The 16,901-nt window shown below is 40.8% G+C and carries 17 protein-coding genes; 14 read left to right on the forward strand and 3 right to left on the reverse strand.

Annotated features, from left to right (window positions below; genetic code table 11):
• Positions 1-74 precede the first annotated feature (74 nt).
• Together H5161_RS14350 and H5161_RS14355 are read left to right on the forward strand one after the other, a co-directional pair.
• Positions 75-917 (forward strand): pirin family protein, encoded by an 843-nt coding sequence (locus H5161_RS14350; protein ID WP_182769545.1) that lies wholly within the window; start codon positions 75-77, stop codon positions 915-917.
• A gap of 21 nt (positions 918-938) precedes the next feature.
• Complete coding sequence (locus tag H5161_RS14355; protein WP_182769546.1) at positions 939-1,913, forward strand: glutathione S-transferase family protein; 975 nt, start codon at positions 939-941, stop codon at positions 1,911-1,913.
• 3 nt (positions 1,914-1,916) lie between these two features.
• Here H5161_RS14355 and H5161_RS14360 read toward each other — a convergent pair whose 3' ends face one another.
• The 3 genes from H5161_RS14360 to H5161_RS14370 are packed head-to-tail and all read right to left on the reverse strand — an operon-like array spanning position 1,917 to position 2,961.
• Complete coding sequence (locus H5161_RS14360) at positions 1,917-2,159, reverse strand: hypothetical protein (RefSeq protein ID WP_024596383.1); 243 nt, start codon at positions 2,157-2,159, stop codon at positions 1,917-1,919.
• 1 nt (position 2,160) lies between these two features.
• Positions 2,161-2,616, reverse strand: a complete 456-nt coding sequence (locus H5161_RS14365; RefSeq protein ID WP_182769547.1) for a hypothetical protein — start codon at positions 2,614-2,616, stop codon at positions 2,161-2,163.
• Positions 2,617-2,622: 6 nt separating this feature from the next.
• The gene (locus tag H5161_RS14370) at positions 2,623-2,961 is read right to left on the reverse strand and encodes a hypothetical protein (RefSeq protein ID WP_002957982.1); all 339 of its coding nucleotides are present in this window, start codon (positions 2,959-2,961) and stop codon (positions 2,623-2,625) included.
• 496 nt (positions 2,962-3,457) lie between these two features.
• On the opposite strand from H5161_RS14370, the gene mraZ reads away from it, so the two are divergent.
• Genes mraZ through H5161_RS14430 form a run of 12 tightly spaced genes read left to right on the forward strand, consistent with a single transcriptional unit; the run spans position 3,458 to position 16,901 of the window.
• Entirely contained in the window at positions 3,458-3,916 is a 459-nt protein-coding gene (gene mraZ, locus H5161_RS14375) for a division/cell wall cluster transcriptional repressor MraZ (RefSeq protein ID WP_007582904.1), read from the forward strand.
• A gap of 28 nt (positions 3,917-3,944) precedes the next feature.
• The gene (rsmH, locus tag H5161_RS14380; RefSeq protein ID WP_024606338.1) at positions 3,945-4,883 is read left to right on the forward strand and encodes a 16S rRNA (cytosine(1402)-N(4))-methyltransferase RsmH; all 939 of its coding nucleotides are present in this window, start codon (positions 3,945-3,947) and stop codon (positions 4,881-4,883) included.
• Positions 4,880-5,206 carry a cell division protein FtsL gene (gene ftsL / locus H5161_RS14385; protein WP_002957986.1) on the forward strand — a complete coding sequence of 109 codons (327 nt, stop codon included), beginning with the start codon at positions 4,880-4,882 and terminating at the stop codon, positions 5,204-5,206. The genes rsmH and ftsL overlap by 4 nt, the downstream gene beginning before the upstream one ends.
• Positions 5,203-7,020 (forward strand): peptidoglycan glycosyltransferase FtsI, encoded by a 1,818-nt coding sequence (locus H5161_RS14390; protein WP_002957987.1) that lies wholly within the window; start codon positions 5,203-5,205, stop codon positions 7,018-7,020. Before ftsL ends, H5161_RS14390 begins: the two co-directional genes overlap by 4 nt.
• Complete coding sequence (murE, locus tag H5161_RS14395; RefSeq protein ID WP_182769548.1) at positions 7,013-8,491, forward strand: UDP-N-acetylmuramoyl-L-alanyl-D-glutamate--2,6-diaminopimelate ligase; 1,479 nt, start codon at positions 7,013-7,015, stop codon at positions 8,489-8,491. The genes H5161_RS14390 and murE overlap by 8 nt, the downstream gene beginning before the upstream one ends.
• Positions 8,488-9,870 (forward strand): UDP-N-acetylmuramoyl-tripeptide--D-alanyl-D-alanine ligase, encoded by a 1,383-nt coding sequence (gene murF / locus H5161_RS14400; protein WP_182711435.1) that lies wholly within the window; start codon positions 8,488-8,490, stop codon positions 9,868-9,870. The genes murE and murF overlap by 4 nt, the downstream gene beginning before the upstream one ends.
• The gene (gene mraY / locus H5161_RS14405) at positions 9,870-10,952 is read left to right on the forward strand and encodes a phospho-N-acetylmuramoyl-pentapeptide-transferase (protein ID WP_002957990.1); all 1,083 of its coding nucleotides are present in this window, start codon (positions 9,870-9,872) and stop codon (positions 10,950-10,952) included. Before murF ends, mraY begins: the two co-directional genes overlap by 1 nt.
• Positions 10,953-12,287 carry a UDP-N-acetylmuramoyl-L-alanine--D-glutamate ligase gene (gene murD, locus H5161_RS14410; RefSeq protein ID WP_182769549.1) on the forward strand — a complete coding sequence of 445 codons (1,335 nt, stop codon included), beginning with the start codon at positions 10,953-10,955 and terminating at the stop codon, positions 12,285-12,287.
• On the forward strand, positions 12,284-13,459 hold the full coding sequence (gene ftsW, locus H5161_RS14415) for a cell division protein FtsW (RefSeq protein WP_024606332.1): 1,176 nt from the start codon (positions 12,284-12,286) through the stop codon (positions 13,457-13,459). The genes murD and ftsW overlap by 4 nt, the downstream gene beginning before the upstream one ends.
• Positions 13,456-14,532, forward strand: coding sequence for an undecaprenyldiphospho-muramoylpentapeptide beta-N-acetylglucosaminyltransferase (gene murG / locus H5161_RS14420; RefSeq protein ID WP_182769550.1), 1,077 nt, complete (start codon positions 13,456-13,458; stop codon positions 14,530-14,532). The genes ftsW and murG overlap by 4 nt, the downstream gene beginning before the upstream one ends.
• Entirely contained in the window at positions 14,533-15,984 is a 1,452-nt protein-coding gene (gene murC, locus H5161_RS14425) for a UDP-N-acetylmuramate--L-alanine ligase (RefSeq protein WP_024599291.1), read from the forward strand. It abuts the gene before it with no gap.
• Positions 15,981-16,901 carry a D-alanine--D-alanine ligase gene (locus H5161_RS14430; RefSeq protein ID WP_076923701.1) on the forward strand — a complete coding sequence of 307 codons (921 nt, stop codon included), beginning with the start codon at positions 15,981-15,983 and terminating at the stop codon, positions 16,899-16,901. Before murC ends, H5161_RS14430 begins: the two co-directional genes overlap by 4 nt.

Consider the following 16,901-nt stretch of genomic DNA (forward strand, 5'->3'; position numbering starts at 1 on the left):
TTAAAGACATAGTTGTTTTGTTTAATGAATGATTTAATAGCCTCATAAACTTATTCTTTAGAGTGAATTAAAAAATGAAAATATCAAAAATACTTACAGCTTATGCAACTCAAGATGGCGATGGCGTGAGCATTAGCCGTATACCTGGGTTTGATGGTAAATATTTAGATCCGTTTTTGATGATTGATGAACTTAAGTCAGACGACAAAAAAGATTATATGGGAGGCTTTCCAGAGCATCCGCACCGAGGAATTGAAACGTTTACTTATATTCTAAAAGGTGGCTTTGAGCATCGTGACCAAATGGGTAACAAAGAAGCAATTAAAGCAGGCGATGTGCAATGGATGAGCACAGGGCGCGGCGTCATGCACAGTGAAATGCCACTCGCTGATGCTATAGATGGTCTGCATGGCTTTCAAATTTGGATAAACATGCCAAGCGCAGAAAAAATGCGTGATTCACGTTATCAAGATACGACTAAAAACCCAGCTCCTAGTTTTACAAATACGCAAGGCGTGACGTTAAAAGCACTTGCGGGATCGTGGCAGTTCGAAAGTAAAACGCTTGCAAGCAAGCTGCAAAGTTTAGCTGCTAATGCGGCGCTCGCTGATATTACATTACCTGCTGGTAAAAGCATTTATTTAGATCCTCTTAGCCAACAAAAAGTAATGCTTTATATTCATAGCGGCTCACTAATAATGAGCGACAATCAAACAATACCAGCGGGTAAGTTACTTATTTTAGAACCAGGCAGTGATATTAATATTAGCTCTGAACAAGGCGCTGGCGTTTTGGTTTTAGCAGGCGATCCACTTAATCAGCCAATTGCTCATATGGGTCCGTTTGTAATGACGACGCAAGCAGAAGTACAGCAAGCAGTGCGTGATTATCAAAACGGTGAGTTTGGCAAAATATAACGGTATTTTTAGGAGAGTTTTATGGGATTATTAGTTAACGGCCAATGGCAAGATAAATGGTACGACACAGATTCAAGTAACGGTAAGTTTGAACGCGAAACGGCGCAGTTACGTCACTGGGTAACTGTTGATGGTAGCGCTGGAATAACGGGCGAGGCCGGATTTAAAGCACAAGCGAACAGGTATCATTTATATGTGTCACTTGCGTGTCCTTGGGCGCATCGAACGCTTATATTTAGAGCGTTAAAAGGACTGCAAGATTTAATTACGGTGTCGGTTGTTAGCCCTGATATGCTTGATAGTGGTTGGGCTTTTGATACGCAAAACCACAGTACTGGTGATGCTTTATTTAATAGTAACTACTTACATCAAGTGTATACAAAAAATAATCCTAAGTATTCCGGGCGAGTTACCGTACCCGTATTGTGGGATAAAAAGCTAAATAAAATTGTCAGTAATGAGTCTGCCGATATTATACGTATGTTCAATAGTGCATTTAATGAATTAACAGGTAATAACGATGACTACTATCCGGAGGCACTACGACCAAAAATTGATGAATTAAATGCGTTGATTTATCCAAATATAAATAATGGTGTTTATCGTACGGGATTCGCAACAACTCAAGATGCATACGAAGAGGCGTTTAACGGTTTATTCAAAGCACTCGATGAAGTAGAAGGGATACTGAGCAAGCAGCGTTATTTAACAGGTAATAGGCTCACCGAGGCAGATTGGCGATTATTCACTACACTCATTCGGTTTGATAGTGTGTACGTTGGCCATTTTAAATGTAATTTACGCACAATTGAAAGCTATCCTGCATTAAGTGGATACCTTAGGGAGCTATATCAAGTTAAAGGAGTGGCTGAAAAAGTTGATTTTTATCATATTAAGCGTCACTACTATTTTAGTCACACAATGATCAACCCAACACAAGTTGTGCCAAGTGGTCCAAGTATTGATTACTTATCTGATCACGGTAGAAATGTTTAGCGCTTAAGCTATCAAGTTCACTAGCCAGCCGTATTTTCTTACGAAGCTGGTTTCGCTTTTACCCGCTTGTACTGCTGCACCTGCGATAAAGGCACTTGAAAGTCCAACTTTGGTTACGGCAAAACGCTTTAGTCTATATTGGAACGCTGCATGATGTTGGCGTTTCAATTCACTGCGCGTATCCATTTGCTTACTTAGAGCATCAACGTTTTCATTAGGTGCTTTAATTAAGTAGTTAACTAACATACTAATTTCCTTGTAAGTTAAATAGCTGCTTTAAACTTTTAAGTGTTTTACTAAAGCCAATTTTATTGCTTAAGTAAACTGTATTTTTCCAAAGCCATATTAAACAAGCAACTTGTAGTAAAGTAGCTGTTGCTATACTTAGCCATACCGACCCAAAAACATCGTATACACCGTATCCAACAGCACCTAGAAATCCTGCCCACAACAAAACCAAACCACTGGCAAAGCATCCTAAAAATATAGTGATCAATGCAAGCGATCTAAGCGATAACCGCCATTCAGCTTTAGCAAGCTGGTGGGTGATCTTTCCTTGAGTTTGGTAATCATCCTTGAGCTGCTTAGAATACTCTAAAAGCATTGCAACATGATCTTGCCAACCATCCTTTTGGCTATGTTGCTCAGTAGTTTGGTCTTGCGCATTACCATCCTTGGTTGCTGTTGTTTGTGGGTTATTCATCACTAATTACTTACGACGAAGTAGTGATGTGATTAACATACCCGCAGCAAAAGCAATACCCGCAGTTGCTAATGGATTTTCAGAAGCAAAAGCACGAGTTTTTGCAGTACATTCGCTTAGTTTTTCACGTGCAATAAGTTGTTTTTCGCTCAATGCATCTGCTGAGCTAGAAGCTCCTTTACGCACACTGCTTTCAGCTGTTGCAGCTTTGCTAGAAAGTGCATCTACAGCATCGTGCGCCGCTGATGTTGCTTTCTCTGTAAGAGGAGACTCAGTATTTGTTAGTTTAACGTCAGGCTTAACATCTGAAGTTGTATTTGGTTTCGTATTCGTTGCAGTAGCCATAATCAATCCTTAATAAGTTAAAAATTTAAATAGTGATTTAGATGATGCAATGATTAAACCAAACTTGTTATTTATTTTAACTGCCTGAATTTGAAAGGTTTTGTTTGTGTTTTTTAATTTTTGATAATTAGTATTTTAAAATAAACAGTAACTATTACTACACGGCTAGGTAAATTTTACAAAGAGGATAAAAACGCCTTAAAAATTGTAAATATTCATTGGTTATTCAGTAAGCAATGCATGTAAACAGAAAGTTACAAAAGCAAAGCTGATATTTTTCTTTACCTCAATCCCACTTTTTCCCACGTAATTCAAACGCTTCGCTTGAGCCCTTATTTTTTCTAGCTTTGAGACTCACTAAAGCTGGTCAGCTTACTTGACAAAATGGCTTGTCAAGCCCTAAACTGGAGCACTGTGGTAAAAAGTGGTTTTTAGTGGATCTCATTGGATAAAATAAACAAAAAATTGAATAAAACAATTTCAAAGTAGGTTTTTTATGTTTCGTGGCGCGAGTTCACTGAGTTTGGATGATAAGGGGCGTTTTGCGGTACCGACAAAGTACCGAGAATCTCTGTTGTCTGAAGATCAGGGGACAGTTATTTGTACCGTCGCATTAAATGAACCGTGTTTATGGTTATATCCATTGGCTGAGTGGCTCGAAATAGAAAGCCGTTTAGCGAAAATATCTAATATGAATCCACGAGCTCGACGAATGCAACGTATGTTGCTAGGTAACGCTACAGAGTATCAACTTGATAAAAATGGTCGAATTTTGCTTGCGCCGTCATTACGTGCCCATGCATCTCTTGGCAAAAAAATCATGCTGGTTGGTTTGATGAATAAGTTTGAAATTTGGGACGAGGCGCGTTGGCACGAGCAAATGCAGCAAGATACTGAGCTTGAAAGGCTTGGTGATTTTGAACCTAACCAAGATTTAGATAATTTTACACTCTAACGGCACAAAAAAAGGCACACAATAGCTAATGACAGCGCAATTTGAACACGTATCCGTATTAATGGATGAGACCATCGATGCCCTTGCAATTAAGCCAGACGGTATATACATGGATGGTACATTTGGACGTGGTGGCCACTCTGGGCAAATTTTAGCACGCCTTGGTGATGAAGGTCGCCTGCAAGCAATTGACCAAGATCCACAAGCAATACAATCAGCTGAAAAATTTGCTGATGACCCACGTTTTGCAATTGCACATACTCGCTTTTCAAACCTATACGAAGTTGCACAGCAAAACGATCTAATTGGTAAAGTCGATGGCATTTTATTAGACATTGGTGTTTCGTCACCACAATTAGATGACGCTGAGCGTGGCTTTAGTTTTATGAAAGACGGCCCACTCGATATGCGTATGGACCCTACAACAGGTCGCAGTGCAGCACAGTGGTTAGCAGAGGCTGAGTTGGATGATATTACCCACGTAATTAAAAAATTGGGCGAAGAAAAGTTTGGTAAACGCATTGCACACAAAGTACTTGAAGTTCGTGAGCACACGCCAATCACAACTACCAAGCAGCTTGCTGACCTTGTTGATGAAGCTGTACCGGTAAAAGATAAGTTTAAACACCCAGCTACCCGTACTTTTCAGGCTATTCGTATTTACATTAATAGTGAGCTTGAAGAGATTCAAACTGCGCTACAGTCTGCAGTTAAAGTGCTAAAGCCAGGCGGACGTTTAGTAGTGATTTCGTTTCATTCTTTAGAAGACCGTATTGTAAAACAGTTTATTAGAAAACAGAGTAAGGGAGAAGCATTACCCAGAGGTTTGCCTTTAACTGATGCACAAATAAATAAAAATCTGACGTTAAAAGCAGTGGGTAAAGCTATTAAGCCAAGTGCTGCAGAAGTAGAGCGTAATCCACGTTCTCGTAGTTCTGTACTTAGGATTGCACAGAGGTTGGGATGAGTAAAAAAGCGAGCTATCGGCAACCTAATTTATTCTTTGAAATATTAAAAGGCCTAGGAGCTAATAAGCTAACCTCGGCCTTGTTGGTTGTGATATTCGCTTCTAGTTTAGCTGTTGTGCAAACAACCCACTTAGCTCGTGGCCAACTTATACAGCAAGATCAATTATTACAAGAACGCGATGAGCTCGATTTAGAGTGGCGCTACTTACTTGTTGAAGAAGAATTTTATTCGCAACATGCACGCATTGAAGAAGTAGCTACATCACAATTGAAAATGAAAAGACCTACGAGTCAAGATGAGCAGGTAATAATAGTACAATGAGAAATAGAGGCAAAAAACCAGTCACTAATTTAATCACATGGCGCTTTATGCTGGTGTGTGCAGTTGTGTTTATGGTGTTTGTAACACTCGTATCTCGCGCTGCTTATTTACAAGTAATAGAACCTGATAAAGCACGTTCAGAAAGTGACAAACGTACCGTGCGCGTTGAAAAACTACATGTGCAACGCGGGATGATTTTTGACCGTAATGGTAAAGAGTTAGCGGTAAGTGTGCCTGTTGTAAGTGTATATGCTGATCCTAAAGCATTGCACAAGTCGCTTGTCTCTAAAGTAATTAAACAAGCGCGTAAAAGCGGCGAAGATCATTTATCTTTAGCTGAAAATACCGCTGAGCTTGATAAGCGTACTGCACTTTATTATAAAAACGATTTACGCTGGCGTGAGCTTGCAGATGTATTGCGCATTGATCCTAAGAAGATTAACTCTCGACTATTAAACGATCCCTCGCGTCGCTTTGTTTATTTAAAGCGCCAAGTTACTCCTGCTGTAGCAAATTATATTGGCGATTTACGCCTACCAGGTATTCATTTACTAGATGAATCTAAACGCTATTACCCCGCCGGTGAGGTTACCGCGCATGTTATTGGTTTTACTAATATAGACGGTAAAGGCATTGAAGGTATTGAAAAGCTATACGAAAACGCTTTAACGGGCGAGGAAGGCCGCCGCACTATACGTAAAGACGCACAAGGGCGTGAAGTAGAAGTGCTTGACGAGCGTGAGCGCGTAGAGCCAGAAAGTATAGAACTAAGTATTGACCAGCGAATTCAAGCTATTGCCTACAAAGCTGTAAAATCAGCTGTACTGACTTACAAAGCCACATCGGGCTCAGCTATGGTAGTTGATGTTAAAACCGGTGAAGTGCTGGCAATGGTAAATAGTCCTTCATTTAATCCAAATAACTTAAGCGATGCTGCACCTCATAAGCGTCGTAATCGCGCAATTACAGATTTGTTTGAACCAGGCTCAACTGTTAAGCCTCTAGCCATTTTAGCTGGGCTAGACTACGGCGCCATTCAGGCAGATGACACGATTGATACCTACCCAGGTTGGATGCGTTTAGGTGGTAGTTTAGTTAGAGATACTCGTAATCACGGCGAACTAACACTGCGCGAAATACTAAAGTACTCCTCAAATATGGGGGTTGCGAAGGTTACTCAGTTAGTGCCTAAAGATTACCTTGTTGGCTTATATCAAAAAGTAGGCTTTGGCAGTGACACCGGTACTGGAATGGTAGGTGAAAGCAGCGGTTTGTTTTATCCAAATCGTCGTTGGTCTGACTTTGAAATTGCCACTTTATCATTTGGTTATGCAATTTCGGTAAGTACTGCGCAAATGGCGCGCTTTTATACCATGTTAGGCGCTGGTGGAGTTAATCGACCACTGACTATTTTAAAGCAAGATAATATACCTGAAGGCGAACGTATTTTTAAACAAAAAGACGTAGAAGCCGTAGTCCACATGATGGAAAGTGTATTTGAAAAAGACGGTACTGCTCGCAACATAAAAGTTGATGGGTATCGTGCTGCCGGTAAAACAGGTACATCTAAAAAAGCCGTAGCAGGTGGTTATGGTGATGAATATGTAGGTTACTTTGCAGGTGTAGCACCGGCAAGTAATCCTCGTTTAGCCGTGGTAGTTATGATTAATGAACCAGGTGGTGATGTGTACTATGGAGGTGCCACCGCTGGCCCTGCATTTGCAGAAATCATCTCTAACGCATTAAGAATATTAAACGTAGCGCCTGACAAGGAAGAGGTTGCGTACGTACAAGGTAAAGATAACGATGCGTGATTTAAAGGATATTTTAAAATACATCGAAATAGATGCGCCCTCGCAACTGGTAAAGCATTTACGCCTTGATAGCCGTGAAGTAACGCCAGGTGATGTATTTGTTGCTATTAAAGGCCATACACTTGATGGCGGACAATTTATTGCTAAAGCAATTGAAAATGGCGCAATAGCTATCATTGCTGACAGATTATGTGAATTTGAAAGCAGTTTTGAGCCACTGTATTTAGTCTCAGAGCTTGATAAAAAGCTTCCAGAATTAGCTAGTCGCTTTTATAGCCAACCAAGTCAGACTCTTGATTTAATTGGTGTGACAGGTACAAATGGTAAATCGACCACCACAGCAATGATTGCCCACTTAGCACAGTTTTGTAGTACTGAGTCGGCTATTATAGGTACTTTAGGTTATGGCCATCCTGATAACTTAATTCCACTGATAAACACAACGCCTTCAACAGTTGATTTACAGCATATTTTGAGCGATTTAAATTCGCAGCATAAAAAGCTGATAGCCATGGAAGTATCATCTCATGGGTTAGTGCAACAACGCGTTGCTAAATGTCAGTTTAAAGCGGCTGTGTTTACTAATCTTTCGCGCGATCACTTAGATTACCATGGTGATATGGCAAGTTACGGTGATGCGAAATTAATGCTTTTCCGTGATTTTGAGCCGCAAGTTGTAGTGCTCAACCAAGATGACTTTCAAGCTGAGCAATGGCTTGAAAAGTATGATTTTAATAACCTAATTTGTTATGGCCGCAAAAACTTAGCTCCTAAAAATGCCCGATACGTTTATTTTTCTGATGTTGAATATTCAAGTGAAGGTATTTCGGCGCAGTTGTCGACAAGTTGGGGTGATATTTCTATTAAATCGCCTCTGTTTGGCGAATTCAACTTATATAACTTAACGGCAGCGCTCGCTACATTACTAGGGCTAGGTTATCCGCTTGAACAACTAGTTGCTGGTTGTGCGCAGTTACAGCCAGTCGCTGGTCGAATGCAAGCTTTTAGTCAAGCTGGCATGCCAACGTGTGTTGTTGATTACGCCCATACACCCGATGCACTTGCACTTGCATTACAAGCATTGCAGTTGCATGTGCCAGGTGGTGTAAGTTGTGTATTTGGTTGCGGTGGTGACAGAGACAAAGGTAAGCGCGCATTAATGGCGCAAGCTGCAGAGCAAAACGCTAATAAAGTGATTATTACCAGCGATAACCCTCGAACAGAAAATCCTGATGACATTATTGCAGATGTAGCAGGCGGTCTAACCCATCCTCAAAATGCACATCTAGAGGCTGATAGAGCAACTGCAATTCGTTTTGCTATAGAAAACGCTACAGCTGATGATGTTATTTTGATTGCAGGTAAAGGCCACGAAGATTATCAAATTATAGGCGATAAGCGCATCGACTTTTGCGATCGCCGTTATGTACAAGAACAACTAAAAAAAGCAGTAAGAGGGATAACACAATGATCCCAATGGATTTTGATTGGTTAGCTAATGTGCTAACAGCCGATTATCAAGGTGATAATCAACACGTGCTAAATATAAATACTGATACTCGCACAGTGTGCGATGGCGAAGTGTTTTTAGCACTTAAAGGGCCAAATTTTGATGGCCATAAATTTATAGCTGAGGCTAAACAAAAAGGCGCTATAGGCGTTATTGTTCAGCACAAAGTTGATGTAGATATTCCACAATTTATAGTAAGCGATACACGTATTGCACTAGGTACAATTGGCACCGCTGTTATGGCCCAAGTGGCGCCTAAAACAATTGCAATTACAGGGAGTGTAGGCAAAACCACCGTAAAAGAAATGTGTGCGGCAATATTGTCGGTTCACGGTGATGTATTAGCTACTAAAGGTAATTTTAACAACGATATTGGCGTCCCTCTTACGTTATTGCGCTTAGAGCCTCAACATCGTTTTGCTGTTATTGAGCTAGGTGCAAATCACTTAGGTGAAATTGCTTACACAACGGCAATGACAAAACCAGATGTGGCCGTTGTATGTAATGTTGCAGCAGCTCACTTGGAAGGTTTTGGTAGCTTAATGGGCGTTGCAAAAGCTAAAGGTGAGATTTTTGATGGCCTTAAAGATGACGGCGTTGCCATTGTTAATTGCGATAGTGAATTTAGCCAGTATTGGTTAGATAAACTTGAAGGGCGTAATGTTAAACGCTTTTCTACAACCGAAAAACTAGACATTTGGGCAGAGAACATCACGCTTGATGCCAATGCACGTGCAAGCTTTACGCTTTGCACTAAAAACAAGCAAGTACCTGTTACTTTGGCACTACCTGGTAAGCATAATATTAGTAATGCACTTATTGCAGCAGCACTGACCAGTGAATTTGATGTAACCCTTGAAGAAATAGCCAATGCACTTGCCACAATGGGTGATGTAAAAGGGCGCGTTAATTTAATTGAAGTGTCTGATTTACTTACCGTGGTTGATGACACCTATAATGCCAATGTTAAGTCGGTAAAGGCTGCAATTGACTTGTTAAGTGATATGCAAGGTCACCGCATTTTAGCACTCGGAGATATGGGTGAGCTTGGTGAAGATGCACGTAAGTACCATCAAGAAGTTGGCGAGTATGCACTTGAACAAGGGATTGATGAGTTATTTACATTAGGCGTGTTAAGTAAATACGCAAGTGATGTGTTTGAACTCCCTAATCGTCACTTTTCGAGCCGCGAACAGATGCAGCAAAAAATTCAAGAAAGCATTAATAAAGTGAATAAAAAAACAACAATAGTAGTGAAAGGATCGCGCAGTTCTCGCATGGAATTATTAGTAACCGATTTAGTTAATGGCCAGCAACAAGCCATCAATGGAGTATCATAATGTTAGTTTGGCTGGCAGAGTATTTAACACAGTATTTTAGTGGTTTTCATGTTTTTTCGTATTTAACGCTACGTGCCATTTTAGGTATTTTAACTGCGCTAATTATGTCTCTTTATTTGGGGCCTAAATTAATTCGTGGTTTGCAACGTATGCAAATAGGTCAAACAGTTCGCGACGATGGTCCGCAATCGCATTTGTCTAAGTCGGGTACACCGACAATGGGTGGCTTACTTATTTTAGCGGCTATTTTTACCAGCACGCTACTTTGGGCCGATTTATCAAATAAATATGTGTGGGCAACACTGTTTGTAATTGGCTCATTAGGTATTGTTGGCTTTGTTGATGATTACCGTAAAGTTATTCGTAAAGACCCAAAAGGTTTAATTGCTAAGTGGAAGTACTTTTGGCAATCGGTCATTGCATTAGTTGTAGCTACTGCTTTGTACTTTACCAGTGCACAAGCATCTGAGACATCTCTTGTTGTTCCATTTTTTAAAGACGTATTACCGCAATTAGGTTTGTTTTATATTGTGCTTACGTACTTTGCGATAGTAGGTACATCAAACGCAGTAAACCTGACCGATGGTTTAGATGGCTTGGCGATTGTGCCAATTATTTTGGTGGCTGCAGCATTGGCAATTATTGCTTACTTAACAGGTAATATTAACTTTTCGGCTTACTTACATATTCCACATTTACCGCTAGCGAGTGAGCTTGTAGTTGTGTGTACTGCCATTGTGGGCGCAGGGCTTGGCTTTTTATGGTTTAACACTTACCCAGCACAAGTATTTATGGGCGATGTTGGCTCATTAGCACTTGGTGGCGCATTAGGTATTATTGCTGTTTTAGTACGCCAAGAGTTACTACTTATTATTATGGGCGGTGTATTTGTAATGGAAGCACTATCGGTAATATTACAAGTGGGGTCGTATAAATTACGCGGTCAACGCATTTTTAGAATGGCGCCGATTCATCATCATTATGAATTAAAAGGTTGGCCAGAGCCTCGCGTTATTGTGCGCTTTTGGATTATTTCTGTTGTGCTAGTGCTTGCTGGCTTAGCTACTTTAAAGATTCGATAAATGCAGTATTTAAACGAGATAAAAAACAAACAAATAACAGTGCTCGGACTCGGTGTAACCGGTCTGGGCATTGTGCGTTTTCTATTATCTCATGGCCTCGCCCCCAAGGTCGTTGATAGCCGAGCAACCCCGCCGGGGATTGATTGGTTAAAAGAGCATGCGCCAAATCTAGATACCCACTTTGGTAATTTAGATGACGCTGAGCTTTGTTCAAGCAATATGATTATTATAAGCCCTGGGCTTAGCTTAAAAATACCAGCTGTTGCAAATGCAATTAACGCAGATGTTGAAGTGATTGGCGACGTTGAGTTATTTGCACGTATTAATACAAAACCGGTTGTTGCTGTTACGGGCTCTAACGGTAAATCAACCGTGGTTACGCTCGCTTATGAAGTATTAAAAGAAGCCGGCTATAAAGTTGCTTTGGGTGGGAATATTGGCACAGCGGTGCTTGATTTACTCAACGATGATTTTGATGTGTATGTACTTGAGTTATCTAGTTTTCAGCTAGATACCACAACGAGTTTAAAACCTGTGAGTGCAACGGTATTAAATGTGTCAGAAGATCACCTTGACCGATACGACAGTTACCAAGCTTATATAGACTCAAAGCTAAGTATTTATGGCGGTACAGAGCTTATTGTTGTCAATGCAGACGATATTCAAACACATCCAGTTGAGCGCGGTACAACCCCCCTAACCAGCTTTGGTGCTCAACAAGGTGATTACCATTTAGCGCAGCATAATGGCGAAACTCATTTTATGCTTAAAGGCGATACCTTTTTACCTATTGATACGCTTGCGGTAGTGGGTAAACACAATTATTTAAATACGCTTGCAGTAATGGCGCTTTTAAGTCCGTTTGAAGTAAGTAAAGAGCAATATAAGAACGCGTTAAGTCAATTTAATGGGTTGGCTCATCGCTGCCAATTTGTAGCTGAGCTTAACGGTGTAAAGTATTTTAACGATTCAAAGGCAACGAATGTTGGAGCGACCATTGCTGCAATAGATAGCTTGGCTAGTGATGGTGAAAACCTGATTGTTATTGCAGGTGGCGATGCTAAAGGCGCTGATTTAAACGCACTTAAACCTTACATAGAACAGCATGTAAAAGCATTAATTTGTTTTGGTAAAGATGCAAGTGACTTAGCTGCGATTACCAATAAAAGCTATTTAACTAACAATATGGAAGAAGCCGTTGCTTTGGCCAACGTACTTAGTAGTACAGGCAATATTGTTTTGTTAGCACCTGCATGTGCCAGCATTGATATGTATAACAACTATATGCAGCGCGGTGATGACTTTATTCAATGTGTTATGGCAGGGCAACTATGATTGCTTTTGCCGATATAAGAGATGCATTAACACCAAAACCTTCAGGTCAGTTGTATGATGTACCGCTGCTGTACTGCGTAATTATGTTAATTGGTGTTGGTTTTATCATGGTAACCAGCGCTTCAATGCCGACCGCTGAGCGGTTATTTGATGACCCATACCATATTACTATTCGCCACAGCATGTTTTTGGCAATGTCTTTTGTGCTTTTTTGGATAAGTGTTTGTGTGCCAATGGATTGGTGGAAACGTTCCAACCCTTATTTATTAATACTAGGCATGGTGTTGTTAATAGCGGTATTGATTGTTGGGCGTGAAGTGAATGGTGCTAAACGATGGATACCTATTGGTCCTGTTGGTTTTCAGGTTGCTGAGGCCGCTAAATTATACTTTTTTAGTTATATTGCGGGTTATTTGGTAAGAAAACGCGAAGAAGTACAAGAAAATATTAAAGGCTTTGCAAAGCCAATAGCTGTATTTGCAGTGTATGCGCTACTTATTTTGCTGCAACCTGATTTAGGCACAGTGGTTGTTATGTTTGTAACAACGGTTGGTTTACTGTTTTTAGCTGGCGCTAAATTATGGCAGTTCTTTGTGCTTATTCTAACTGGCGTCGGTTTAGTTGTATTACTGATTATTGTTGAACCATATCGAATGGCGCGTGTTGTCGGCTTTTTGGACCCTTGGGATGATCCTTTTGGTAAAGGTTATCAGTTAGTTCAATCGCTAATGGCTTATAGCCAAGGTGGTTGGTTTGGCCAAGGCTTAGGTAACAGTGTACAAAAACTGCAATATTTACCTGAAGCGCATAACGATTTTATTTTTGCTGTAATAGGTGAAGAACTTGGTTTAATAGGCGTTGTAAGTATTTTAATGGTATTAGCTACTTTAGTATTTAGAGCGTTATTAATAGGCCAACAAGCGCTTAAATGTGGCAAAGAATACGAAGGCTATTTTTCGTTTGCCATTGGTATTTGGTTTGCATTTCAAACCATGGTGAATGTGGGTGCGAGCGCGGGTATTTTGCCAACTAAGGGTTTAACCCTGCCATTTATTTCTTATGGTGGTTCAAGCTTGTTAATTATGACCATTGCCACAGGCATTTTATTGCGCGTAGATTTTGAAACCAAAATGGCAACCAAACAAGCCACCTCACGTGGAGGCAAGCGATGAGTAAAAAATTAGTAGTAGTGGCTGGTGGAACTGGCGGACACATTTTTCCTGGTATTGCAGTGGCTGATTATTTAAAACAGCAGGGCTGGCAAGTTAGCTGGATTGGCACACCAGATCGAATGGAAGCAAGCGTTGTACCTAAGCATAATATAGATATTGATTTTATTAATGTAAAAGGTGTTCGTGGTAACGGATTAAAACGTCTTATTAAAGCCCCATTCATGGTAGTTAATGCAGTATTGCAAGCGCGTAAGGTATTGAAAGAACAGCGTCCTGATGTAGTACTCGCAATGGGCGGTTATGTTACGGGACCCACGGGAATTGCCGCAAAGAGTTTAGGTATTCCGTTAGTTATTCACGAGCAAAACGCTGTAGCGGGTATGAGTAATAAACTGCTAGCTAAGGTGGCTACACGTGTATTAGCAGCATTTCCAAGTGCTTTTGCACAGGGTCAAGCCGAGCTAGTAGGTAACCCAGTTCGCCAAAGCGTTATGAATATAGCCAAACGCGATGTATCAAGCCCTATTAATATTTTAGTGGTAGGGGGCTCGCTCGGTGCACAAGTGCTTAATCAAACATTACCAGAAGCATTTAAAGTACTAAATAATACAGCTCCTATAAGCGTATGGCATCAAACAGGTAAGGGTCATTTATCTACTGTAGAAACAGCTTATAAAATGCATGGCTTTGCGGATGGTAGTACAAAAATAGCTGAATTTATTGATGATATGGACGCGGCGTATAGCTGGGCTGATATTGTTGTTTGCCGTGCTGGTGCGTTAACTGTTAGCGAAATCGCAGCGGCAGGTAAAATGGCTGTTTTTGTCCCGTTTCCTCATGCGGTGGACGACCACCAAACAGCGAATGCACAGTATTTGGTAATGGCGAATGGGGCATTATTAATGCCGCAAGGACAGTTTAATAAACAATCAATTATTGAACTATTAAGCCCGTATTTAGCCCAACCTTCATTAATTACTGAAATGGCTACAAATGCAAAAAAACAAGCCATTTTAGATGCCACAGCAAGCGTAGCTACGCACTGTGAGCAAGTAACAAATAAGAGAAAATAAGTGAAAGAGATATCAGTACAAGAAAAGCATACACGCCCTGCAATGCGCCGAATAGAAACCATCCACTTTATCGGTATTGGTGGAGCTGGTATGGGCGGGATTGCTGAAGTACTCGCATTTGAAGGCTACCGTATTACAGGTTCTGACATTGCTCATAGCGCTATGACAGATCGTTTAATTAAAGCCGGTGCTGAAGTATTTATTGGCCATCATGAAAATAACGTGAAAGATGCCAATGTAGTGGTTGTTTCAAGCGCGATTGATGAAACAAACCCTGAAATTATCGCAGCTAAAGCCGCAAGAGTTCCGGTTGTACGCCGTGCAGAAATGCTTGCTGAACTAATGCGTTTTCGTCACGGCATAGCCATTGCGGGTACGCATGGTAAAACAACAACAACGAGCTTAATTGCAAGCATTTATGGACAAGCAGGCCTTGATCCAACGTTTATTATTGGTGGCTTGTTAAACAGCGCAGGTAGTAACGCAAAAGTAGGTAAAAGCGATTTTTTAATTGCAGAAGCAGATGAAAGCGATGCGTCGTTTTTACACTTACAGCCAATGGTATCGGTGATCACAAATATCGAAGAAGATCACATGGATACTTACGGTGGCAGTCTTGAAAAGATGAAAGACACCTATGTGGATTTTATTCATAACTTGCCTTTTTATGGTTTAGCTGTTGTATGTATTGACTCTGAAGTTGCTGCTGAGCTTATTCCGCGCTTTGGTCGCCCAGTTATCACGTATGGCGAATCGAAGGATGCTGATTACCGCATGAGCGACTTTAGCCAATCAGCTAATACATGCACATTTACAGTAACTAACAAACAAGGTGAGTGTTTAACTGCCACGTTGAATATGCCAGGTAGACACAACGCACTTAATGCAACCGCTGCGATTGCTGTGGCAAAAGATCAAAACATTGCGAATCATGCAATTTTAGAAGCGCTGCAGAAGTTTGAAGGTATTGGTCGTCGTTTTCAGCACTATGGTGAATTTGAAAACGAGCGTGGCAATGTGATGTTAGTTGATGATTACGGGCATCATCCTTCAGAAGTTGCAGCAACAATTGCAGCAGTACGTGAAGGTTGGCCTGATAAGCGTTTAGTAATGGTATATCAACCTCATAGATTTTCCCGTACACGCGACTTATACGAAGATTTTGTAAAAGTACTTGCTGATGTAGATCAGTTGCTACTGCTTGATGTGTATAGCGCTGGTGAAGATCCTATTGTTGGCGCAGACAGCAAAAGCTTATGCCGTAGCCTTCGTCAACGTGGCAAAGAGCCGCTGCATGTAGCAACAAATGCAGAGCTTGCTGGCGTTTTGGCCGCAAATTTACAAAATAATGATTTAGTATTAACTCAAGGCGCTGGTAATATAGGTCAGTTAGTTAAAACATTAGCTGCGACGGGTATGTCGATAGAAAAACTTAAGCAAGGTGAAGTATGACTCAGGTAAACACACAATTTGGTAAAGTAGCGGTACTGCTAGGTGGTAACTCAGCAGAACGTGAAGTGTCTTTACGATCGGGTCAAGCTGTTTTAAATGCACTGCAAAATAGTGGTATTGATGCAATTGCATTTGACCCACAAAGTCGTTCTTTGTGGGAATTAAAAGAATTAAATGTAGAGCGTGTTTTTATTGCTTTGCATGGGCGTGGTGGCGAAGACGGAACTGTACAAGGTGCGCTTGAATTTATGAACTTGCCTTACACGGGCAGTAATGTACTAGGTTCAGCACTTGCTATGGATAAAGTACGTTGTAAACACTTATTTAAATCAGCGGGATTAAGCACCGCACCTTATGCCGTAGTTGATGCCAAAAAAGGCTTTGATGCTGCAGCTATTATGGGTGAGTTTAAAAAGGTAATGGTTAAGCCATCGCACGAAGGCTCAAGCATAGGTATGGCACAAGCAAGTACAGTACAAGAACTTGAAGATGCATTAGCTAATGCATTTAAGTTTGATAACCAAGTGCTTGTAGAGCAGTGGATCACGGGACGTGAGTTTACAATCACAGTGCTTGGCGACGAAGTACAACCAGTCATTGAAATGACGACACCAAATGGTTTTTACGACTACCAAGCTAAGTATCAATCAAATACTACGCAGTATCATTGCCCTGCAGATTTGTCAGAGCAAGATACTAAGTACTTACAAGCTATCTCACTAGATGCTTTTGATTTAGTGGGTGCAAGCGGCTGGGGCCGTGTTGATGCGATGCAAGACGAGCAGGGTAATTTTTATCTCCTTGAAGTAAATACAGTACCAGGCATGACTGAAAAATCGTTAGTACCAATGGCTGCAAAAGCGAATGGGGCAACTTTTGAACAATTAGTTGTTCGCATTTTAGAGCAAACGCTTTAA

Source organism: Pseudoalteromonas sp. SG43-5 (assembly GCF_014164345.1).
Taxonomy (GTDB): Bacteria; Pseudomonadota; Gammaproteobacteria; order Enterobacterales; family Alteromonadaceae; genus Pseudoalteromonas; species Pseudoalteromonas distincta.